The following is a 20,292-nucleotide window of genomic DNA, read 5'->3' as shown; positions in this document are numbered from 1 at the left end:
CCGCTTCTGGCCGTTCTCCGCCATTCGCACCTCCGCCACCTACTGATCGAGTCAGCAACAAGCAGCGCTCATTATCCGGGCAAATTGACCGGTCAGACGGAGGTAATTTCGCTTCCCCCCTTTTCCCAATCCATCGCCAGCAAGCTGGCGCCTACCCACTCGGCAGAACCAGGCGCACCTCCACCCCACCCTCGACATTGCCGATGTGCAGCTCGCCGCCATGCAACTCGGCCACTTCCTGGACGAAGTTGAGCCCCAGGCCGGTGCTTTTGCGGCCGCTGCCGGGGCGCGGCAGGGAGTAGAAGCGTTCGGTCAGGCGCGCCAGGGCGTAATCGGGGATCGCCTGGCCCTGATTGGACAGGCGCAGCGTCACCCGCTGGCCCTGGCGTTCGGCACCGATGCGGATCGTGCCGCCAGGCGGGGTGAAGTCCAGGGCGTTGTCGAGCAGGTTGGCCAGCGCCTGGCGCAGCAGAAAGCGTTCGCCGCGCAGGCTCAGGTTCGCCGGCACGGCCTGCTCGACCCGCAGGTCGGCGGCGAGGATGCGCGCCTGCTGCGCCTGCAGCACCTCGTCCAGCAGAGCCGCCAGCGGCACCGCCACCCGCTCCTCCAGGCCCTGGCGCTGTTCCACCTGGGCCAGGTGCAGCAGGCGTTCGATCAGTTGCTGCAGGCGCGCGCTTTCCTGCTGGATATTGGCCACGAAACGCTGGCGCTGCGCGGCCGGCATCTCGCCATCGAGCAGTTCGGCGGCGCCGCGGATGGCCGCCAGCGGGCTCTTCAGCTCGTGGGTCAGGGTGTGCACGTAGCGCTCGACGTAGGCCTTGCCCTCCAGCTCGGTGCGCATGCGCTCCACCGCCACGGCCAGCTGGCCCAGCTCGCCGCCGCGCACCCGTGGCGCCTCGGCGCGACGCCCCTCGCTGACCGCCTGGGCGTAGCGGGTCAGCTTCCCCAGCGCCGCGCCGAGCCACCAGGACAGCAGTGCACCGATCAGCAGACCAAGGCCGATCAGCCCGGCGCCGAGCCAGCCCAGGCGGGTCTGCGAGCGCTCGATATAGGGCTGCAGGCTGCGGTTGGGCTTGGCCACCGAGACCACGCCGATGATCCGCTCGCCGTCCTTGATCGGCGCCGCCACGTACATCACCGAGGAATCCGGATCGCTGGGGTCTTCCCTGGTCGAGCGCGCGCCGTACTCGCCACGCAGGGTCAGCAGCACGTCGTTCCAGCGCGAGTAGTCCTGGCCGACGGCCTGGCCGCTGGAGTCGAGCAGGACGATGCCCCGGGCGTCGGTGACGTAGATGCGGTGGTTGACCTCGGCCTTGCTCACGCCCCAGATATTCGCTCCGGGCTGGCGCCGGCCGTAGGCCTCCAGCGCCTCGGGCAGGCGGCTGTGCTGCAGGCTGCCGGCCTTGACCTCGTCGCGCAGAATCTCGGCCAACAGGTTGGCGGTGTCGACCAGGGTTTCCTCGGTGCTCTGGCGCACGCCGGGGCGGATCTCGTCCATCACCGTGCTCAGCACGAACCAGCCGGCCAGGCCGACGAAGAGGAAATAGACGAGAAAGATGCGAACGCCCAAGGGCATGGTTCAGCCCTCCGGATCGTAGCTGTAGCCCAGGCCGCGGTGGGTCTGGATCGGCTCGGCGGCGGCCGCCACCGCGCGCAGTTTGGCGCGCAGGCTCTTGATATGGCTGTCGATATTGCGCTCGTAGCCGGCCTCGCTGGCCACGCCGAGGGCGTCGAGCAACTGCTCGCGGGAGAACACCCGCCGCGGCTGGCCGAGCAGGGTCTGCAGCAGGCGGAACTCGTGGCGGGTCAGGGCCAGGGGCTGGCCGTGGAAGGCGATCTGGTAGCGCGCCAGGTCGAGGCGAAAGGGCCCGGTCGCGGCGTTATCCACAGGCGCGGCGGCGCGTGGCGCCACCCGTTTGAGAATGGCCTTGACCCTGGCGGCCACCTCGCGCGGGCTGAACGGTTTGACCACGTAGTCGTCGGCGCCGATCTCCAGGCCCACCACGCGGTCGATCTCCTCGCTGCGCGCGGTGAGGAAGATCACCGGCACCTCGGAGAAGCGCCGCAGCCGCTTGCAGGCTTCGAAGCCGCTGATGTCCGGCAGGCCGACATCGAGTATCGCCAGGTCGAAGGCCTGGTCTTCCAGCAATGCCAGCGCCTCGCCGGCGAGCGTCACCCAGCGGGTGGCGAAGCCTTCGGCCTGCAGCGCGTAGACCAGGGTATCGGCAATCGCGGCTTCGTCTTCGACTATCAGTATCTGCGGCATCGGGCGTCCTGCTCGGCGGGGCGGTCACGGCCGGCAGACTGCGCCAGCCCGAACAGCCCGTCAAGGCGGGGCAATCGATGCACAGAAACTGGGGATGGCGCTGTGGATAAGCTTGGAGCAGTTGGCGCCGGGCCAGATGGTGCCTGGCTCTGCGGCGGTTGGCTGATTTCTGCGCGGCGCCGAGCATTCAGGCGAGACAGCGGTGCGCATCGCGCCCCCCAGGGGCGTTCACAAACCCACAGAAGCTGGGGGCCAAGTTGTTGATAACCTTGGAGTAATGCGCTGCAGGCGGCGCTGGCCGGGGGCTGCGGGCGATTGTGCGATTTGTGTACGGCGAGGGTGGCGCAGGGTTCGTCACAGGTGCTGCGAGCGGGGCACCTCAGGGGCCCTGGCTATGCACAGATACTGGGGACGGCGCTGTGGATAAGCTCGGGATGCTCGCCGCCAGGCCCGGCGCCACGGGGGCTGTGCCGGGCTGGCGGTTTTCTGTGCAATACCGCTAACCGAGCTGGAAACGCCCGGTGTTTTGCGCCAGGCCTTCGCTGCCGCGACGCAGCTGTTCGGCGGCGCTGCTCACCGCCTGGGCGCCGTCGAGCAGCTGGCCGGCGGCCTGGTCGACCTGCTGGATATTGCCGCTGACCTCGTCGGCGGTGGCGGCCTGTTGTTCGGCGGCGGTGGCGATCTGCGCCAGGCGGTCGCTGACCCGCTGCACCGACTCGACTATGGCCTGCAGGTCGTCGCCCATGGCCAGCACGCTGCCGATATCGCCGTCGGCCTGGCTGCAGGCCTCCTCCATCAGGCTCACCGACTGGCCGACTACACGCTGCAGGTTGTCCACCGTCTGGGCGATTTCCTGGGTGGAATCCTGGGTGCGCTTGGACAGCGAGCGCACCTCGTCGGCGACCACGGCGAAACCGCGCCCGGCCTCGCCGGCGCGCGCCGCCTCGATCGCCGCGTTGAGCGCGAGCAGGTTGGTCTGCTCGGCGATGCCCTTGATCACCTCCACCACCCGGTTGATCTGCTGAGTCTGCTCGCGCAGCTGCTGCAGCGCCGCGGCGCTGTCGCCCAGGCGGCTGCTGAGTTGGCGCATGCTGGCGCTGGTGCGGGCGCTGCGCTGGTTGCTGCCCAGCGCCACCTCGCGGGTCTGCTGCGCCTCCACCGCGGCCTGCTCGCAGCTCTGCGCCACGCTCTGCGCGGTGGCGGCCATCTGCGTGGCGGCGGTGGCGATCTGGCTCATCTGCGCCTGCTGCTGCTCCACCGCATCCAGCGCGTCGCGGGCCTGGCCGCCGAGCAGCTGCACCGTGTCGTCGAGCTGACGGCTCTCGCGGCCGACGCCCTGCAGCGAGCCGCGCAGCTGCTCCACCGCGCTGTTCAGGGCCTGGGCGATGGCGGCCAGGTCGTCCTCGCCATGCACCTGCATACGCACGCGCAGGTCGCCGTCGCGCAGGCCTTCGGCCGCTTCGATGATGCCGGCGGTGCTGCGACGGATCGAGGCGTTGAGGCACAGCAGCACGTACAGCGCCAGCAGGGTGAGCAGGACGAAGGCGCCGATCACCTCGACCATCGCCAGCAGCGCCTGCTGCCGGTACTGCTCCAGGCTGGCGGCGAACTGGCCGTAGACCGCCTGCTGCAACCCCTGCAACTGCGCCTCCAGGTCCTCGACGCGCTGCACGAACTGCTCCGGGGTGAGCGCCATGGGGCTGGCCTCGAACATGTCGCGGTCGATCTGCCCGAGGAACTGGTCGAAGCCGGCCAGCGCCGATTCGAAGGGGTCGCCGAGCTGGCGCATGGCCTGCGGCGCCTCGCGCTGCAGGGTGGTATGCGCCTTGACCAGTTGCGCGCGCTGCTCGTCGAGGCCGCGGCGCAGGTCGCGGATCAGCACCCGGCTCTGCAGGGTGAAATGTTGCGACACCACCGCGCCATGGCCCTGCGCGGCGAAGGTGCCGAGCTGCTCGAGCAGGCGCGGCAGGATGTAGGTGAGCTGCTCCATCATCAGGTAGGTGTCGAGGCGCGGATCGAGGATCAGGCCGCTGTCGGTGGCCACCTGTTCGCGCAGGGCGAGCAGGTGCAGCAGGGTTTTCTGGTAACGCTCCAGCGCATCCGGTAACGCCACCCGGGTCAGCCCCTGCGCCTGGATCGACTCGCGTTCGCTCTGCAGCTTCTGCAAATGCTCGCGCGCCTGGGCGCTGATCAGCTCGCCTTGCAGCGGCGCGGCGGTCTGCGCGAGCGCCTCGTCGAGCTGGCCTTCGCGCTGGCGCAGCAGGCTTTCGGCGGCCGTGTCGGTGCCCTTCCAGCGCGCCAGCAGGCTGCGCTGGGCGATCAGCTCGCGCTGCACCAGGGCCATGGACTGCAGCGCCTGCGCGCCTTCCAGCTCGTGGTCGATGGCCTGCAGGCGACCCAGGTAGTCGCTGCCGATCACCCACAGGGCGTAGCCCAGCGGCAGGGCGAACAGCAGGAACACCAGCTGAAACTTGCGCGCGAAGCTGAACCGCTCCAGCAGCCGCACACCCGGTTTGAGTACTCCAGTCATCACGACACCTCAACGACCTAAAGGGCCTACAGGCCTGGCAAAGAATTGCACATAGCAAAAAGCAGGCCCGACGCTAATGCCGATCAGATAAGGCTGCCAAAGCAGCCTTTCGTAGGAGCCCCGTCCGGAGCGGAGCTTCTCGAATCCGCTCCGCCGAGGTTCGCGGCGGGGCGCCGCTCCTACACGTCAGTTGCATCGACGCTCAACTGAGTGGCATTAGGCCCGACGTCCCTTGGGACGAGGAAGTCGTTGCTGGGCACTCTTGACGAGCGTAATGGCCAATGAACATCAGCCTTTTTCGAAATGCGACAATTAACTCAGCACTGCGGCCGCTCGCGGGTGTATCGTTCGGCGGGGTTCACCGCCGCGCCGAAATCGCGCAGGGCGCTGGCGCCGATCAGCAGCGGGTAGTTGAAGGTGCTGCGGTCGGTGAGGTTGACTTCGATGGTGCGCTGCTCCTCGCCCAGGCACACCGGCAACTCGATCACCGGACGCTCGGCGGCGGCGGCGACCTTCAGCGGCTTGCCGGCCAGCTCCTCGCGGCGCGTCTTGATCTGCGCCACCCGCAGCAGCGGATGCTCGAACAGGGTGTCTTCGGCGCCGGGGGCGGCCAGGCGGAAGCGCACCCAGTCCTCGCCGTCGCGCTCGAAACGCTCGATGTCCTTGGCCGACAGCGAGGCGGTCACCGCGCCGGTGTCCATCTTGGCCTTGAGGGTCTGGCCCAGGTCGGGCAGTTTGATCAGTTCGTAGCGGCCGTACAGGTCGGGTTGTTGATTGGCCAGGGCCGGCAGGCTGAGGGTGGCAGCCAGCAGGATCGGGACGGGTTTCAAGGTCGGTACTCCTGTGCATGGGAAGACCTGTTTTCCGACTGCGCTGCGCTGCGGGTGTTCCCCTGGCGCGACGGCCAAGCGGCCTCGACACGCTCGATGGCGGCGGCCCGGGGCGCTGGCCTCGTGGTTTTGAGACGGGCTGCCGTCGTGCTTATGATGGACCGCCCCGCGCCCGCCAAGGAGTTGCCATGCGCCGCCTGCTGACCGGCCTGACCACCACCGCCCTGCTGCTCGCCAACACCCTGATCCTGATCGGCCCGCTGCTGCTGATCGCTCTGGCCAAGTTCGTCCTGCCCGGCCAGACGGCACGCGACGCCTGCTCGCGCGGGGTGATGTGGGTGGCCGAGTTCTGGGCGGAGAACTGCAAGCGCATCTTCGCCCTGACCACCCCGACCCACTGGGACATCCGCGGCAACGCCGAGCTGCGCCGCGACCGCTCCTACCTGGTGATCAGCAACCACCAGTCCTGGGTCGACATCCCGGCGCTGGTGCAGGCGTTCAACCGCAAGACGCCCTACTTCAAGTTCTTCCTCAAGCAGCAGCTGATCTGGGTGCCCTTGCTCGGCCTGGCCTTCTGGGCGCTCGACTACCCCTTTATGAAGCGCTATTCGAAAGCCTTTCTGGCGAAAAACCCGGAGATGAAGGGCAAGGACCTGGAGATCACCAAGGCCGCCTGCGAGAAGTTCAAGCGCCTGCCGGTGACCGTGGTCAACTACCTCGAAGGCACCCGCTTCACCCCGGCCAAGCAGGCGCAGCAGGGCTCGCCCTACCAGCATCTGCTCAAGCCCAAGGCCGGCGGCGTGGCCTTCGTCCTCGCCACCCTGGGCGAGCAGATCGACGCCGTGCTGGACGTCACCCTGGTCTATCCGGGCCGCGGCGTGCCGGGCTTCTGGGCACTGCTCAGCGGTCAGGTGGCGAAGGTCATAGTGGATATCCAGACCCGCGAGCTGGACCCGGCGCTGTGGCAGGGCGACTACCAGAACGACGGCGAATTTCGCCAGTACCTGCAGGGCTGGGTGACGCAGCTATGGCAGGACAAGGACGTGCGCATCGCCCGGTTGCGCGCCGACAGCCCGACCCGCTAGCACCGCCCTCGCGCCGTTCGGCTTTCCGAACGGCGCCGCCGGCGAAATTCGCCGAGCCGAACGATAACCCTCGCACGCCCCGCCGAAGAACCGCAAAACCCTCGAATTTCAAGGCCTTGCGCCTGGGCAAAGTGCTGGCACGCATCCTGCTCAATGGCTAGGGCGAAGGCGTCAGACCTTCCCTGAGCGAAGCGGCGCGACGCGCCATACAGAACAACAAGAGCGAGGAATCGATCGATGCGTAGTCTCCACCTGGTACTGGGCGCAGCCATCACGGCGGCCATCCTCTCCACCCCGGCGATGGCCGACGAACTGACCGGCACCCTGAAGAAGATCAAGGAGACCGGCACCATCACCCTGGGCCATCGCGACTCCTCCATCCCCTTCTCCTACTTCGGCGACAACTCCCGTCAGCCGATCGGCTATTCCCACGATCTGCAGCTGAAGGTGGTCGAGGCGATCAAGCAGGAGCTGGGCTTGCCGGAGCTGAAGGTGCGCTACAACCTGGTGACCTCGCAGACCCGTATCCCGCTGGTGCAGAACGGCACCGTGGACCTGGAGTGCGGCTCCACCACCAACAACGTCGAGCGCCAGCAGCAGGTGGCCTTCTCGGTCGGCATCTTCGAGGTCGGCACCCGCCTACTGACCAAGAAGAGCAGCGGCATCCAGGACTTCGCCGACCTCAAGGGCAAGAACGTGGTGACCACCGCCGGCACCACCTCCGAGCGCCTGATCAAGGCGATGAACGCCGAGCAGCAGATGGGCATGAACGTGATCTCGGCCAAGGACCATGGCGAGTCCTTCCTGATGCTCGAATCCAACCGCGCCGTGGCCTTCATGATGGACGACGCCCTGCTCGCCGGCGAAATGGCCAAGGCCAAGAAGCCCGACGACTGGCAGGTGGTCGGCACCCCGCAGTCCTTCGAGATCTACGGCTGCATGCTGCGCAAGGGCGACGAGCCCTTCAAGCAGCTGGTCGACAAGGCCGTCAGCGCCACCTTCGCCTCCGGCGAGATCAACCAGATCTACGCCAAGTGGTTCGAGCAGCCGGTGCCGCCGAAGGGCCTGAACCTGAATTTCCCCATGAGCGAGGAGCTGAAGAAGCTGATCGCCAACCCGACCGACAAATCCGCAGAACAGATTTGACGGTGATGCGCCGTCAGGCTCACGAGGCGTGACGGCGCGGGGAACCCGGGAGGCGCGCAGCCTCCCACTTATTTCTAGCTGACCGCCCCTCTCCCGACGCCACTGGCATCGGGCAGGGCGCGGCCGCGTCCATGTTTTCACCGAGGGGAAACCCGCATGAACTACAACTGGGACTGGGGCATCTACTTCAAGTCCACCGGCATCGGCAGCGAGACCTACCTGGACTGGTTCGTCACCGGCCTGGGCTGGACCATCGCCATCGCCCTGGCCGGCTGGATCATCGCCCTGGCACTGGGTGCGCTGCTCGGCGTGCTGCGCACCCTGCCCAATCGCTGGCTGGCGGGCGCCGCCACCGCCTACGTGGAAATCTTCCGCAACGTGCCGCTGCTGGTGCAGCTGTTCCTCTGGTACTTCCTGGTGCCGGACCTGCTGCCCGAACCGCTGGAGCTGTGGTTCAAGCAGGACCTCAACCCGGCCACCTCGGCCTACCTGTCGGTGGTGGTGTGCCTCGGCCTGTTCACCGCCGCGCGGGTCTGCGAGCAGGTGCGCACCGGCATCCAGGCGCTGCCCAAGGGCCAGCTGGCCGCCAGCTACGCGCTGGGCCTGCGCCTGCCGCAGATCTACAAGGACGTGCTGCTGCCGCAGGCCATGCGCATCATCATCCCGCCGCTGACCAGCGAGTTCCTCAATATCTTCAAGAACTCCTCGGTGGCGTCCCTGATCGGCCTGATGGAGCTGCTGGCGCAGACCAAACAGACCGCCGAATTCTCCGCCAACCTGTTCGAGGCCTTCACCCTGGCCACGCTGATCTACTTCACCCTGAACATGAGCCTGATGCTGCTCATGCGCCGGGTGGAGCGCAAGGTCGCGGTGCCCGGGCTGATCGCCGTAGGAGGCAAATGATGGACTTCTCCTCGATCGTCCCGGCGCTGCCGGGCCTGTGGGACGGCCTGCTGGTGACCCTGCAGCTGATGGTGCTCGGCGTGTTCGGCGGCGTGGTGCTGGGCACCCTGCTGGCGCTGCTGCGGCTGTCGCCAAACAAGCTGCTGGCCAACTTCGCCGCTACCTACGTCAACTACTTCCGCTCCATCCCGCTGCTGCTGGTGATCACCTGGTTCTACTTCGCGGTGCCCTTCATCCTGCGCGCGATCACCGGCGAGGACACCCCGGTGGGCGCGTTCAGCTCCTGCCTGGTGGCCTTCGTGATGTTCGAGGCGGCCTACTTCTGCGAGATCGTCCGCGCCGGCATCCAGGCCATTCCCAAGGGGCAGATGGGCGCGGCCTCGGCCCTCGGCATGAGCTACGGGCAGAGCATGCGCCTGATCATCCTGCCGCAGGCGTTTCGCAAGATGACCCCGCTGTTGCTGCAGCAGAGCATCATCCTCTTTCAGGACACCTCGCTGGTGTACACCGTGGGCCTGATGGACTTCCTCAACGCTGCCCGCTCGCGCGGCGACATCATCGGCCAGCCGCACGAGTTCCTGATCTTCGCCGGCCTTATGTACTTCACCCTCAGCTTCGCCGCCTCGCAGGCGGTCAAGCTCCTGCAAAAGAGGTTAGCCGTATGATTTCCATCCAGAACGTCGACAAGTGGTACGGGGACTTCCAGGTGCTGCAGGGCTGCAGCACCGAGGTGAAGAAGGGCGAGGTGGTCGTGGTGTGCGGGCCGTCCGGCTCGGGCAAGTCCACCCTGATCAAGTGCGTCAACGCCCTGGAGCCCTTCCAGCAGGGCGACATCCTGGTCGACGGCACCTCGATCGCCGACAAGAAGACCAACCTGCCCAAGCTGCGCTCGCGGGTCGGCATGGTGTTCCAGCACTTCGAGCTGTTCCCGCACCTGACCATCACCGAGAACCTGACCATCGCCCAGATCAAGGTGCTCGGCCGCAGCAAGGCCGAGGCCACCGAGAAGGGCCTCAAGCTGCTCGAGCGGGTCGGCCTGGCCGCCCACGCGCACAAGCACCCGGGCCAGCTGTCCGGCGGCCAGCAGCAGCGCGTGGCCATCGCCCGCGCCCTGGCCATGGACCCGGTGGTGATGCTGTTCGACGAACCGACCTCGGCGCTCGACCCGGAGATGGTCAACGAGGTGCTCGACGTGATGGTGCAGCTGGCCCAGGAAGGCATGACCATGATGTGCGTGACCCACGAGATGGGCTTCGCGCGCAAGGTGGCCGACCGGGTGATCTTCATGGACCGCGGGCAGATAGTCGAAGACTGCGCCAAGGAGGAGTTCTTCGGCGATATCGACGCCCGCTCCGAGCGCGCCCAGCAGTTCCTGGCGAAGATCCTGCAGCACTGAGCCAAAACCGCGTGCCCCTTCCGTAGGGTGTCGCGGGGCCGCCCAGGCCGTGCGCACCAATGCCTTCGCACCACGGCCGGTGCGCGCGGCGCACCCTACGAACCTGCGCGCCGTACGCACCAATGCCTCTGCGCACCGCAACCGGCGCGCACGGCGCACCCTACGAGCCCCCGCACATCTGGCCAGCCAGGGATGCCTATGATGCAATGTCTGCCCGCCAGTCTCCGCGCCGTGCCGCCCATCGTGAAACCGCGCCTGCTCCGCCAACTGTCGCTGATCGCCCTGCTCCTGCTGCCGGTGCTGGCCTGCGGCTACGCCGGCTATCGGCTCAGCGAACAGGCCGGCATCCGCACCCTGGCCGAGAACGGCGAGCGCCAGCTGGAGCTCAACGCCCGCGCGGTGGAAAGCGAGATCACCAAGTACACCTACCTGCCCAGCCTGCTGGAGCTGGAGGGCAACGTCTCGCGCCTGCTGCTGGCGCCGACCCCCTACCGCCGGCACCACGTCAATATGTACCTGGCCGGGCTCAACCAGCGCAGCGGCAGCCTGGCCATCTACCTGCTCGACCTCGAAGGCCGGGTGCTGGCCACCAGCAACTGGGCCGCCGCCGACAGTTACTTGGGCGAGGACCTGTCGTTCCGCGCCTATTACCAGGACGCCGTGCAGGGCAAGCCCGGCCGCTTCTACGGCATCGGCAGCACCACCGGCGAGCCGGGCTACTACCTCTCCCACGGCCTGCGCGACGGCGGCAAGGTGATCGGCGTGGCGGTGGTCAAGGTGCGCCTGGACACCCTCGAGGAGCGCTGGCAGCGCGCGCACCTGGAGGCCTACGTCAGCGACGAGAACGGCATCATCATCCTCTCCAGCGATCCGGCGCGGCGGCTCAAGGCGGTGCGCCCGCTCGACGACGCCAGCCGCGAGCGCCTGGCGCGCAGCCTGCAATATCACTGGGCGGCGCTCGAGGAGCTGCAGTTCCAGGCGCGCCGGCCGCTGGACGACGGCCTGGAGCGGGTCAGCGTCGCCAGCGACGGCGTGGCCACCCGCTATCTGCTACAGAGCCGGCCGCTGGCCGACACCCCCTGGCACCTGACCCTGCTCAGCCCGCTGCAGGAGCAACGGGCCACGGCCCTGCTCAACGCCCTGCTGGCCGCGGCGGCCTGTGCCCTGCTGATCTTCCTGACGATCGCCTGGAACGAACGGCGCAAGGTGATCGCCACCCGCCTGGCCGCGCGCGAGGCGCTGCAGGCGGCCAACGACGAGCTGGAGCGCAAGATCGCCGAACGCACCGTCGACCTGCAGGCGAGCAACGAGCGCCTGCAGGCCGAGGTGCGCGAGCGTCAGCAGGCCGAAACCACCCTGCGCCTGGCCCAGGACGAACTGGTCCAGGCCGGCAAGCTGGCGGTGATCGGGCAGATGTCCACCAGCATCGCCCACGAGCTGAACCAGCCGCTGGCGGCGCTGCGCACCCTCTCCGGCAACGCCGTGCGCTTCCTCGCGCGCGGCGCCATCGATGTGGCCAGCAGCAACCTGCAGACCATAGCCGAGCTGGTCGACCGCATGGGCAAGATCACCGCCAGCCTGCGCGCCTTCGCCCGCCGCGCCGGCGACAGCGGCGAAGCCGCGCTGGGCCAGGCGGTGGACGCGGCGCTGCTGCTGTTGCATCCGCGCCTGCAGCGCACCCAGCTGACGATTCACCGCGAATTCGCCGACACGCGCCTGGCCATCGAGCAGATCCGCCTGGAGCAGATCCTAGTCAACCTGATCGGCAACGCCCTCGATGCCCTGCAACCGCAGGCCGACCGCCAGCTGTGGCTGAGCGGCAGCGCCGAGGCCGACGGCTACCGCCTGGAGGTGCGCGACAACGGCCCCGGCATCCCGCCGGAAACCCGCGTGCACCTGTTCGAGCCGTTCTTCACCACCAAGCCGGGCGAGCAGGGCCTGGGCCTCGGCCTGACCCTCTCGGCCAGCCTCGCCGCCGCGGCCGGCGGCAGCCTCACCGTGCGCCACCCCGAGGAAGGCGGCACCGCCTTCGTCCTCAGCCTGCCCTATCCGCGAGAGCCGCAACCATGAGCGACAGCCTCACCGTCCTGATCGTCGAAGACGACCCCCATGTGCTGCTCGGCTGCCAGCAGGCCCTGGCCCTGGAGGACATCCCCAGCATCGGCGTCAGCAGCGCCGAGGAGGCACTGGCGCGGGTCGACGAGGACTTCGCCGGCATCGTCATCAGCGATATCCGCCTGCCCGGCATCGACGGCCTGGAACTGCTGACCCGTCTCAAGCAGCGCGACCCGAGCCTGCCAGTGGTGCTGGTCACCGGCCACGGCGATATCGGCATGGCGGTCGGCGCGATGCGTGACGGCGCCTACGACTTCATGGAAAAGCCCTTCTCCCCCGAACGCCTGGTGGACGTCGCCCGCCGCGCCCTGGAGCAGCGCAGCCTGGCCCGCGAGGTCAGCGCCCTGCGCCGTCAGCTGGCCGGGCGCCAGGCGCTGGAGCAGCGCATCATCGGCCGCTCGCCGGCCATGCAGCAGCTGCGCGAGCTGATCGTCAACGTCGCCGATACCGGCGCCAACGTGCTGATCGAGGGCGAGACCGGCACCGGCAAGGAGCTGATCGCCCGCTGCCTGCACGACTTCAGCCGGCGCCAGAGCAAGCAGTTCGTCGCCCTGAACTGCGGCGGCCTACCGGAAAGCCTGTTCGAGAGCGAGATCTTCGGCCACGAGGCGCACGCCTTCACCGGCGCCGGCAAACGCCGAATCGGCAAGATCGAGCATGCCCATGGCGGCAGCCTGTTCCTCGACGAGATCGAGAGCATGCCGCTCAACCTGCAGATCAAGCTCCTGCGCGTGCTGCAGGAACACAGCCTGGAGCGCCTCGGCTCGAACCAGCCGATCGCCGTCGACTGCCGGGTGATCGCCGCGACCAAGGCCGACCTCGGCGAGCTGGGCAAACGCGGCGAATTTCGCAGCGACCTCTACTACCGGCTCAACGTGGTGACCCTGGAGCTGCCGCCGCTGCGCGAACGGCGCGAGGACATCGCCCTGCTGTTCGAACACTTCCTGCAGCTGGCGGCGCTGCGCTTCGACCGTGGCGTGCCGGCGCTGGACCGGCAGACCCTGGCCGCGCTGATGGCGCACGACTGGCCGGGCAACGTGCGCGAGCTGCGCAACGTCGCCGAGCGCTTCGCCCTCGGCCTGCCGGTGTTCAAGAAGAGCGGCCAGGCCGACGGCCAGTCGCTGGGCTTCGCCGAAGCGGTGGAAGCCTTCGAGCGCAGCCTGCTCGGCGCCGCCCTGGAGCGCCACGCCGGCAACCTCAGCCAGGCGGCGCAGGCGCTCGGCATGGCCAAGACCACGCTGTTCGACAAGGTGAAGAAATACGGCCTGCAGTAAGCCGGTGGGCCCGGCATCCTGTTGCCCTGGACACGACGCTTTTCGTAGGAGCCGCGCCCCGCGGCGAATGCTGTGCACAGCGCCGATTGCGCGCAATGGTTGCAACCGTTTCGCCCCGAGGCGGGGCTCCTACGGGTCCTGCGTCGTGGCCTGCAACCGGAACATGGCCAACGAAAAAAGGGAGCCCGAAGGCTCCCGAAAGAAAGGCGCGGACCAATGCGCCTGGCCGTAAAAGCAATCCGCGGTGCGCCGTGCGCACCGCCAAGGAAAACGCTCGTGGCCCGCAACAGCGCCGGGCCACGGAACGCGGCATCAGGCCGCGCTGAACATCTTGTGCGGGTCGATGACGAATTTCTTCGGCACGCCGGCGTCGAACTCGCCGTAACCGCGCGGTGCGTCGTCCAGGCTGATGACCTGCACGCCGACGATTTCGGCGATATTCAGGCGATCCCACATGATGGCCTGCATCAGCGCACGGTTGTACTTCATCACCGGGGTCTGGCCGGTGTGGAAGCTGTGCGACTTGGCCCAGCCGAGGCCGAAGCGGATGCTCAGGCTGCCGATCTTGGCGGCGGCATCCACTGCGCCCGGGTCTTCGGTGACGTAGAGGCCGGGGATACCGATCTTGCCGGCGACGCGGGTGACCTGCATCAGCGAGTTGAGCACGGTGGCCGGGGCCTCGTGCTTGGCGCCTTCGTGACCATGACCACGGGCCTCGAAGCCCACGCAGTCGATGGCGCAATCCACTTCCGGTTCGCCCAGCAGCGCGGCGATCTGCTCGTGCAGCGGGGTGTCCAGCGACAGGTCGGCGATCTCGAAGCCCTGCGCCTTGGCGTGCGCCAGACGGGCCGGGTTGAGGTCACCGACGATCACCACTGCGGCGCCGAGCAGGCGGGCGGAGGCGGCGGCGGCCAGGCCGACCGGACCGGCACCGGCGACGTAGACGGTGCTGCCCGGGCCGACGCCGGCGGTGACGGCGCCGTGGTAGCCGGTGGGCAGGATGTCGGACAGGCAGGTCAGGTCACGGATCTTCTCCATGGCCTTGTCGCGATCCGGCAGCTTGAGCAGGTTGAAGTCGGCGTAGGGCACCAGCACGTATTCGGCCTGGCCGCCGGTCCAGTCGCCCATGTCGACGTAGCCGTAGGCGCCGCCGGCACGCGCCGGGTTGACGGTCAGGCAGACGCCGGTGTGCTGTTCCTTGCAGCTGCGGCAGCGGCCGCAGGCGACGTTGAAGGGAACGGAAACCAGATCGCCGATCTGCAGGCGCTCGACGTCACGGCCCTTCTCGATCACCTCGCCGGTGATCTCGTGCCCCAGGACCAGGCCGACCTGGGCGGTGGTACGGCCGCGCACCATGTGCTGGTCGGAGCCGCAGATGTTGGTGGAAACGACTTTCAGGATGACCCCGTGCTCGATCTTCTTGCCGCGCGGGTCCTGCATCTTCGGGTAGTCGATCTTCTGCACTTCGACCTTGCCCGCGCCGAGATAAACCACACCACGATTGTCAGACATGCGTAACTCTCCTTCTTGTTGTGGATACAAGACGCGACCGGCGGCCGCGCAGCCTTGCACTGGAGCTTGTGTCAGTTGCCGGACACCGCCGGTGAAACCTGGCAGAGCGGTGACCGTAGGGTGGGCCGGGCGGCGATCCGCTTCAGCCCACCAATAGCGCTTTTAGTTGCGACTCCTTCTGTAGGGTGGGCCGGGCAGCGATCCGCTTCACCCCACCGAAAGCATGTGGGCTAAAGCCCAGCCTACGCGACTGCGATTGCCCTCAGGCGTTGAGCACCACCGTGCGGTTGGCGTTGAGAAACACGCGGCGGTCGATGTGGTAACCCACGGCGCGCGCCAGGGTCAGGCACTCGATGTCGCGGCCCTTGGCGATCAGGTCCTCGGGGTAGTGGGCGTGGTCCACCGCCTCCACGCCCTGGGCGATGATCGGCCCCTCGTCGAGGTGGTCATTGACATAGTGGGCGGTGGCGCCGACCAGCTTGACCCCCTTCTGGTAGGCCTGGTGATAGGGCTTGGCGCCCTTGAAGCCGGGCAGCAGCGAGTGGTGGATATTGATCGCCCAACCGTCCAGCTTGCGGCACAGCTCCGGCGAGAGCACCTGCATGTAGCGGGCGAGCACCACCAGCTCGGCACCGGTTTGCTCGACCACCTGCATGACCTTGCGCTCCTGCGCCGGCTTGTCGGCCGGGTCGAGCGGGAAGTGGTGATAGGGGATGCCGTGCCAGCGCGCCAGCGGTTCCAGATCCGGGTGGTTGGACACCACCGCCACCACGTCCATGGCCAGCTGGCCGATGCGCTGGCGGTAGAGCAGGTCGTTCAGGCAGTGGTCGGCCTTGGACACCATCAGCACCACCTTGGCCCGATAGCCCGGCGGGGTCAGCTCGACCTGCATGCCGAACGGCGCCAGACGCTCGGCCACACCGGCGCGGAAGGCGGCCTCGTCGAAGCCGTCCGGCTGGCGGAATTCGACGCGGATGAAGAAGCGCGAGGACAGCCGGTCATCGAAGCTGTGGTGCTCGGTGACGTAGCAGCGCTGCTCGAACAGAAAGCGCGTCACCGCATCCACGGTGCCAAGCACGCTCGGGCAGTGGGCGGTGAGGATCCAGGTATCGGGGGTGCGGCTCATGTCAGGTGGCTCCGCTGAATGGCGCCCCTCTCCCATTTATGGGAGAGGGGCTGGGGGAGAGGGAAAAGCGGCCCTCTCCCTAACCCTCTCCCGCAAGCCGGAGAGGGGACGGTTCGTGCATGCCTCAGGCTTCTACCGCCAAGCCGTACTCGGCGCTGGCATCCTGCAGCCACAGCCAGAAGTAGTCGGCGAAGCTGCGGCGCACCAGCAGTTCCCAGGTTTCCTCGGCGGTATGGCGGATCACCAGCTGCGACTTGGCGAACACAGTGCCCACCGCCTTGCCCACCGGGAAGTTGCTCGGGTGCACGTCGTAGCTGCTGGACTTCATCAGCAGCTCGCGCACCTTGGGCCCGCGCAGCTCGAGCAGGGTCTGCCCGCCGCTGACGTTGACCAGCGAGACGTGCTGGCCGGCCAGGGCCTCGCGCAGCTTGCGCTCGACCTCGAACTCGGTGCCGCCGGGCACGATCAGCAGCCACTCGTCCGGGCCCAGCCACTGCAGCGAAGTGTCGCCGCTGGCCACCAGGGTCAGCGCCACCGGCAGCTCCAGGCCCAGGGCCTTGTGCACGCCGCCGGCGAAGTCGGCATCGTCGGCGTCGCCGCGCAGGATCAGATGCCCCAGCAGCTTCTTCTCGCGCAGGGTCACCCCGGCGCGCTTGGGACCCTTGCCGGCCAGCTCGTGCAGGCCGGCATGGTGCAGCGGCGATTGCCCGGCGACGTCGTCGGGGCGTTGCTTGTAGACGTTGACGTTAGACATTCTGGCGATCCCCTTTCGGGTCATAGAACACGGGGCTGACGATTTCGGCTTCGATCACGCTGCCATCGACCAGCGGCGCGAAGACGCGCTCGCCGATGCGCTTGAGGCCGCCCTTGACCAGGGCCATGGCGAAGGAATAACCCATGGCCGCGCTCATGTAGCTGGAGGTGACGTGACCGACCATGGTCATCGGAATCGACTGCTTGGGGTCGAACACCAGCTGTGCGCCTTCCGGCAGGACCTTGTTCGGGTCAACCGGCTTGAGGCCGACCAGCTGCTTGCGGTTTTCCTTGAGGCAGTCCTCGCGGTTCATGCCGCGCCAGCCGATCCAGGAGAAGGCTTTGGTACGACCGACGCACCAGCCCATGCCCAGGTCGTCCGGGGTGACCGAGCCGTCGGTGTCCTGACCGACGATGATGAAGCCCTTCTCGGCGCGCAGCACATGCATGGTCTCGGTGCCGTAGGGGGTCAGGCCGTGCTTCTTGCCCGCTGCGACGATCTGCTCCCACACGCCCAGGGCGTAGTCGGCCTGCACGTTGACTTCGTAGGAGAGCTCACCGGTGAAGGAAATGCGGAACACCCGCGCCGGTACGCCGCCGACCTTGCCTTCCTTCCAGGTCATGAAGGGGAAGGCTTCATTGCCCAGGTCGATGTCGGTGACCTCGCTCAGCAGCTTGCGGCTGTTGGGGCCGGACAGAGTCATGGTCGCCCAGTGGTCGGTGACCGAGGTGAAGTACACCTTCAGCTCCGGCCACTCGGTCTGGTGGTAGATCTCCAGCCACTCCATCACCCGGCCGGCGCCGCCGGTGGTGGTGGTCATGACGAAATGGTTGTCGGCCAGGCAGGCGGTCACGCCGTCGTCGAAGACCATGCCGTCTTCCTTGCACATCAGGCCGTAGCGGGCCTTGCCCACGTCCAGCTTGGTCCAGGCGTTGGTGTAGACGCGGTTGAGGAACTCGCGCGCATCCGGGCCCTGGATGTCGATCTTGCCCAGGGTCGAGGCGTCGAGGATGCCCACCGCGTTACGCACGGCCAGGCACTCGCGGGCCACCGCGGCGTGCATGTCCTCGCCATTTTTCGGGAAGTACCAGGGGCGCTTCCACTGGCCGACGTCCTCGAACTCGGCGCCGTTCTCCAGATGCCACTTCTGCATGGCGGTGTAGCGCTTGGGCTCGAACAGCTCGCCGCAGTGACGACCGGCGATGGCGCCGAAGGTCACCGGGGTGTAGTTCGGGCGAAACATGGTGGTGCCCATCTCGGCGATGCTGATGCCCATCGACTTGGCGGCGATGGCCAGGCCGTTGATGTTGCCCAGCTTGCCCTGGTCGGTGCCGAAGCCCAGCGCGGTGTAGCGTTTGACGTGCTCGACCGATTCGAAGCCCTCGCGGGTGGCCAGCTCGATGCCGGCCGCGGTGACGTCGTTCTGCAGGTCGACGAACTGCTTCGGCGCACGCGCGGTGCCCTTGTCGTGCGGCACCTGGAACAGCGCGACGGTCGCTTCCTCGGCACGCTTCTCGACCTTCGGCAGGCTGCCGCTGACCGCCTTGAAGCCGACTTCGGCGGCGGCCATGGCGCCGGCCTCGAAGCCGTCGGCGAGGCTGTCGCCAAGGGCGAACACGCCGTTGACCGCGCCGGCGCACAGGCGCTTCTGGAAGCCTTCACCGGGAACGAAGGCGAGGATGTCTTCACGCCATACCGGACGTCCGCCGAGGTGCGAGGCCAGGTGCACCACCGGGCTGTAGCCGCCGGAGCTGGCGATCAGGTCGCAGTCGAGCACTTCGCCGGGGCTGCTGACCTTGTGCTTGGCCAGGTCGATGGCGCAGATGCGCGCGCCGGTCACGCGCTTGCTGCCGCGCGCCTCGACCACGGCGCTGCCGGTGAGCACGCGCACGCCGCGCTGACGGGCTTCCTCGACCCAGGCGCCGCGCGGGTTGCTGCGCGCATCGGCGACCGCGACCACCTGCAGGCCCGCGTCCAGCCAGTCGAGGGCCACGCGGTAGGCGTAGTCGTTGTTGGTCGACAGCACCAGGCGACGGCCCGGGGCGACGCCGTAGCGGCGCACGTAGGTGGAGACCGCGTCGGCCAGCATGTTGCCCGGCACGTCGTTGTTGGCGTACACCAGCGGCCGCTCGTGGGCGCCGGTGGCCAGTACCACGCGCTTGGCGCGCACGCGGTGCATGCGCTGGCGCGGCTGGCCGATGGGCGCGACTTCGCCGAGGTGGTCGGTGAGGCGCTGGTGGATGGTGAGGAAGTTGTGGTCGTGATAGCCGTTGACCGTGGCGCGCGGCAGCAGGGTCACTTCCGGCATGCTCGAAAGCTCGGCGATGACCTTGGCGGCCCACTCGGCGGCGGGCTTGCCATCCAGGGTTTCGCGGGTGGACAGCAGGCTGCCACCGAACTCTTCCTGCTCGTCGGCGAGGATCACCCGCGCGCCGCTGCGCCCGGCGGCCAGCGCCGCGGCCAGGCCGGCGGGACCGGCACCGACCACCAGCACGTCGCAGTGCTGGTTCATGTAGTCGTAGATGTCCGGGTCGTTTTCCTTCGGCGAGCGACCGAGACCTGCGGCCTTGCGAATGTACTTCTCGTAGGTCAGCCAGAGGTTCTGCGGGTACATGAAGGTCTTGTAGTAGAAGCCGGGCGGCATCATGCCGCCACCGACCTTGCCGAGAATGCCCATCAGGTCGGTGTTGACGTTCGGCCAGCCGTTCACGCTGTTGGCGGTCAGGCCGGCGTACAGCGCCTGCTGGGTAGCCCGTACGTTGGGGATCTGCGCGGCTTCGCTGGAGCCGATCTGCAGCACGGCGTTGGGCTCCTCGGCACCGGCAGCGACGATGCCGCGCGGACGCGAGTACTTGAAGCTGCGGCCGACCACGTCGACACCGTTGGCCAGCAGAGCGGCGGCCAGGCTGTCGCCGGCGTAACCCTGGAAGGTCTGGCCGTTGAAGCTGAAGGTCAGGGGCTGGCTGCGGTCGATGCGGCCACCCTGGGAAAGACGATTGACCTGGCTCATGCCGTTACTCCTTGATCGACGGCCTTCTTCGCGGCGAGCGAAGCCTCAGTCACGCCGGGGCGCTCGCCGATCTTGTAGGTTTCGAGGATTTCGTAGCTCACCGTGTGACGGGTGACGTTGAAGTACTGGCGGCAGCCCGCCGCGTGGATCCACAGCTCGTGGTGGATGCCGCGCGGGTTGTCGCGGAAGAACAGATACTCGCCCCACTCCTCGTCGGTGCAGGCGTTCGGGTCCAGCGGGCGGGCGATGTGCGCCTGGCCGCCGGCGTGGAACTCTTCTTCGGAACGCAGTTCGCCACAGTGAGGGCAGAAGATATGCAGCATGCTCGGTACCTCCAGAAAACCA

General features: G+C 67.8%; 16 protein-coding genes. 7 read left to right on the top strand and 9 right to left on the bottom strand.

The genetic code is table 11. From position 1 onward, the window contains the following. Positions 1–151: 151 nt before the first annotated feature. From creC to rloA2, 4 genes are all read right to left on the bottom strand, one after another. On the bottom strand, positions 152–1,576 hold the full coding sequence (creC, locus tag ACUTAF_RS23330; RefSeq protein ID WP_445582196.1) for a two-component system sensor histidine kinase CreC: 1,425 nt from the start codon (positions 1,574–1,576) through the stop codon (positions 152–154). 3 nt (positions 1,577–1,579) lie between these two features. After that, the gene (gene creB / locus ACUTAF_RS23325; RefSeq protein ID WP_445582195.1) at positions 1,580–2,266 is read right to left on the bottom strand and encodes a two-component system response regulator CreB; all 687 of its coding nucleotides are present in this window, start codon (positions 2,264–2,266) and stop codon (positions 1,580–1,582) included. A gap of 499 nt (positions 2,267–2,765) precedes the next feature. Beyond that, complete coding sequence (locus tag ACUTAF_RS23320) at positions 2,766–4,796, bottom strand: methyl-accepting chemotaxis protein (RefSeq protein WP_445582194.1); 2,031 nt, start codon at positions 4,794–4,796, stop codon at positions 2,766–2,768. A 317-nt stretch (positions 4,797–5,113) separates the two neighbouring features. Then, positions 5,114–5,626: a retropepsin-like aspartic peptidase RloA2 gene (gene rloA2, locus ACUTAF_RS23315; RefSeq protein WP_445582193.1), complete on the bottom strand. Its 513-nt coding sequence runs from the start codon at positions 5,624–5,626 to the stop codon at positions 5,114–5,116. A 188-nt stretch (positions 5,627–5,814) separates the two neighbouring features. On the opposite strand from rloA2, the gene ACUTAF_RS23310 reads away from it, so the two are divergent. The 7 genes from ACUTAF_RS23310 (at position 5,815) to aauR (ending at position 13,545) form a co-directional block, all read left to right on the top strand. Beyond that, positions 5,815–6,711 (top strand): acyltransferase, encoded by an 897-nt coding sequence (locus ACUTAF_RS23310; RefSeq protein ID WP_445582192.1) that lies wholly within the window; start codon positions 5,815–5,817, stop codon positions 6,709–6,711. Between the two features lie 237 nt (positions 6,712–6,948). Then, entirely contained in the window at positions 6,949–7,857 is a 909-nt protein-coding gene (locus ACUTAF_RS23305) for a glutamate/aspartate ABC transporter substrate-binding protein (protein ID WP_445582191.1), read from the top strand. A 156-nt stretch (positions 7,858–8,013) separates the two neighbouring features. Beyond that, positions 8,014–8,760, top strand: coding sequence for an amino acid ABC transporter permease (locus tag ACUTAF_RS23300; RefSeq protein ID WP_445582190.1), 747 nt, complete (start codon positions 8,014–8,016; stop codon positions 8,758–8,760). After that, complete coding sequence (locus tag ACUTAF_RS23295) at positions 8,757–9,425, top strand: amino acid ABC transporter permease (RefSeq protein WP_445582189.1); 669 nt, start codon at positions 8,757–8,759, stop codon at positions 9,423–9,425. Before ACUTAF_RS23300 ends, ACUTAF_RS23295 begins: the two co-directional genes overlap by 4 nt. After that, positions 9,422–10,156: an amino acid ABC transporter ATP-binding protein gene (locus ACUTAF_RS23290; RefSeq protein ID WP_445582188.1), complete on the top strand. Its 735-nt coding sequence runs from the start codon at positions 9,422–9,424 to the stop codon at positions 10,154–10,156. Before ACUTAF_RS23295 ends, ACUTAF_RS23290 begins: the two co-directional genes overlap by 4 nt. A 201-nt stretch (positions 10,157–10,357) precedes the next feature. Continuing rightward, positions 10,358–12,226 (top strand): sensor histidine kinase, encoded by a 1,869-nt coding sequence (locus ACUTAF_RS23285; protein WP_445582187.1) that lies wholly within the window; start codon positions 10,358–10,360, stop codon positions 12,224–12,226. Next, positions 12,223–13,545, top strand: a complete 1,323-nt coding sequence (aauR, locus tag ACUTAF_RS23280; RefSeq protein ID WP_445582186.1) for a two-component response regulator AauR — start codon at positions 12,223–12,225, stop codon at positions 13,543–13,545. Before ACUTAF_RS23285 ends, aauR begins: the two co-directional genes overlap by 4 nt. 312 nt (positions 13,546–13,857) lie before the next feature. Here aauR and fdhA read toward each other — a convergent pair whose 3' ends face one another. From fdhA to ACUTAF_RS23255, 5 genes are all read right to left on the bottom strand, one after another. After that, positions 13,858–15,057, bottom strand: coding sequence for a formaldehyde dehydrogenase, glutathione-independent (fdhA, locus tag ACUTAF_RS23275; protein WP_012019956.1), 1,200 nt, complete (start codon positions 15,055–15,057; stop codon positions 13,858–13,860). 262 nt (positions 15,058–15,319) lie between these two features. After that, positions 15,320–16,183 carry a formyltetrahydrofolate deformylase gene (gene purU / locus ACUTAF_RS23270; RefSeq protein ID WP_445582185.1) on the bottom strand — a complete coding sequence of 288 codons (864 nt, stop codon included), beginning with the start codon at positions 16,181–16,183 and terminating at the stop codon, positions 15,320–15,322. Between the two features lie 124 nt (positions 16,184–16,307). Beyond that, positions 16,308–16,937, bottom strand: coding sequence for a sarcosine oxidase subunit gamma (locus ACUTAF_RS23265; protein WP_445582184.1), 630 nt, complete (start codon positions 16,935–16,937; stop codon positions 16,308–16,310). Beyond that, the gene (locus tag ACUTAF_RS23260) at positions 16,930–19,947 is read right to left on the bottom strand and encodes a sarcosine oxidase subunit alpha (protein WP_445582183.1); all 3,018 of its coding nucleotides are present in this window, start codon (positions 19,945–19,947) and stop codon (positions 16,930–16,932) included. The genes ACUTAF_RS23265 and ACUTAF_RS23260 overlap by 8 nt, the downstream gene beginning before the upstream one ends. Beyond that, the gene (locus ACUTAF_RS23255) at positions 19,944–20,270 is read right to left on the bottom strand and encodes a sarcosine oxidase subunit delta (RefSeq protein WP_445582182.1); all 327 of its coding nucleotides are present in this window, start codon (positions 20,268–20,270) and stop codon (positions 19,944–19,946) included. Before ACUTAF_RS23255 ends, ACUTAF_RS23260 begins: the two co-directional genes overlap by 4 nt. Between the last annotated feature and the right edge of the window lie 22 nt (positions 20,271–20,292).

This window comes from Pseudomonas sp. SP16.1 (genome assembly GCF_052682975.1).
The sequence above is the reverse complement of the archived record's forward strand: the minus strand, read 5'-3'. Positions and strand labels throughout refer to the sequence as shown.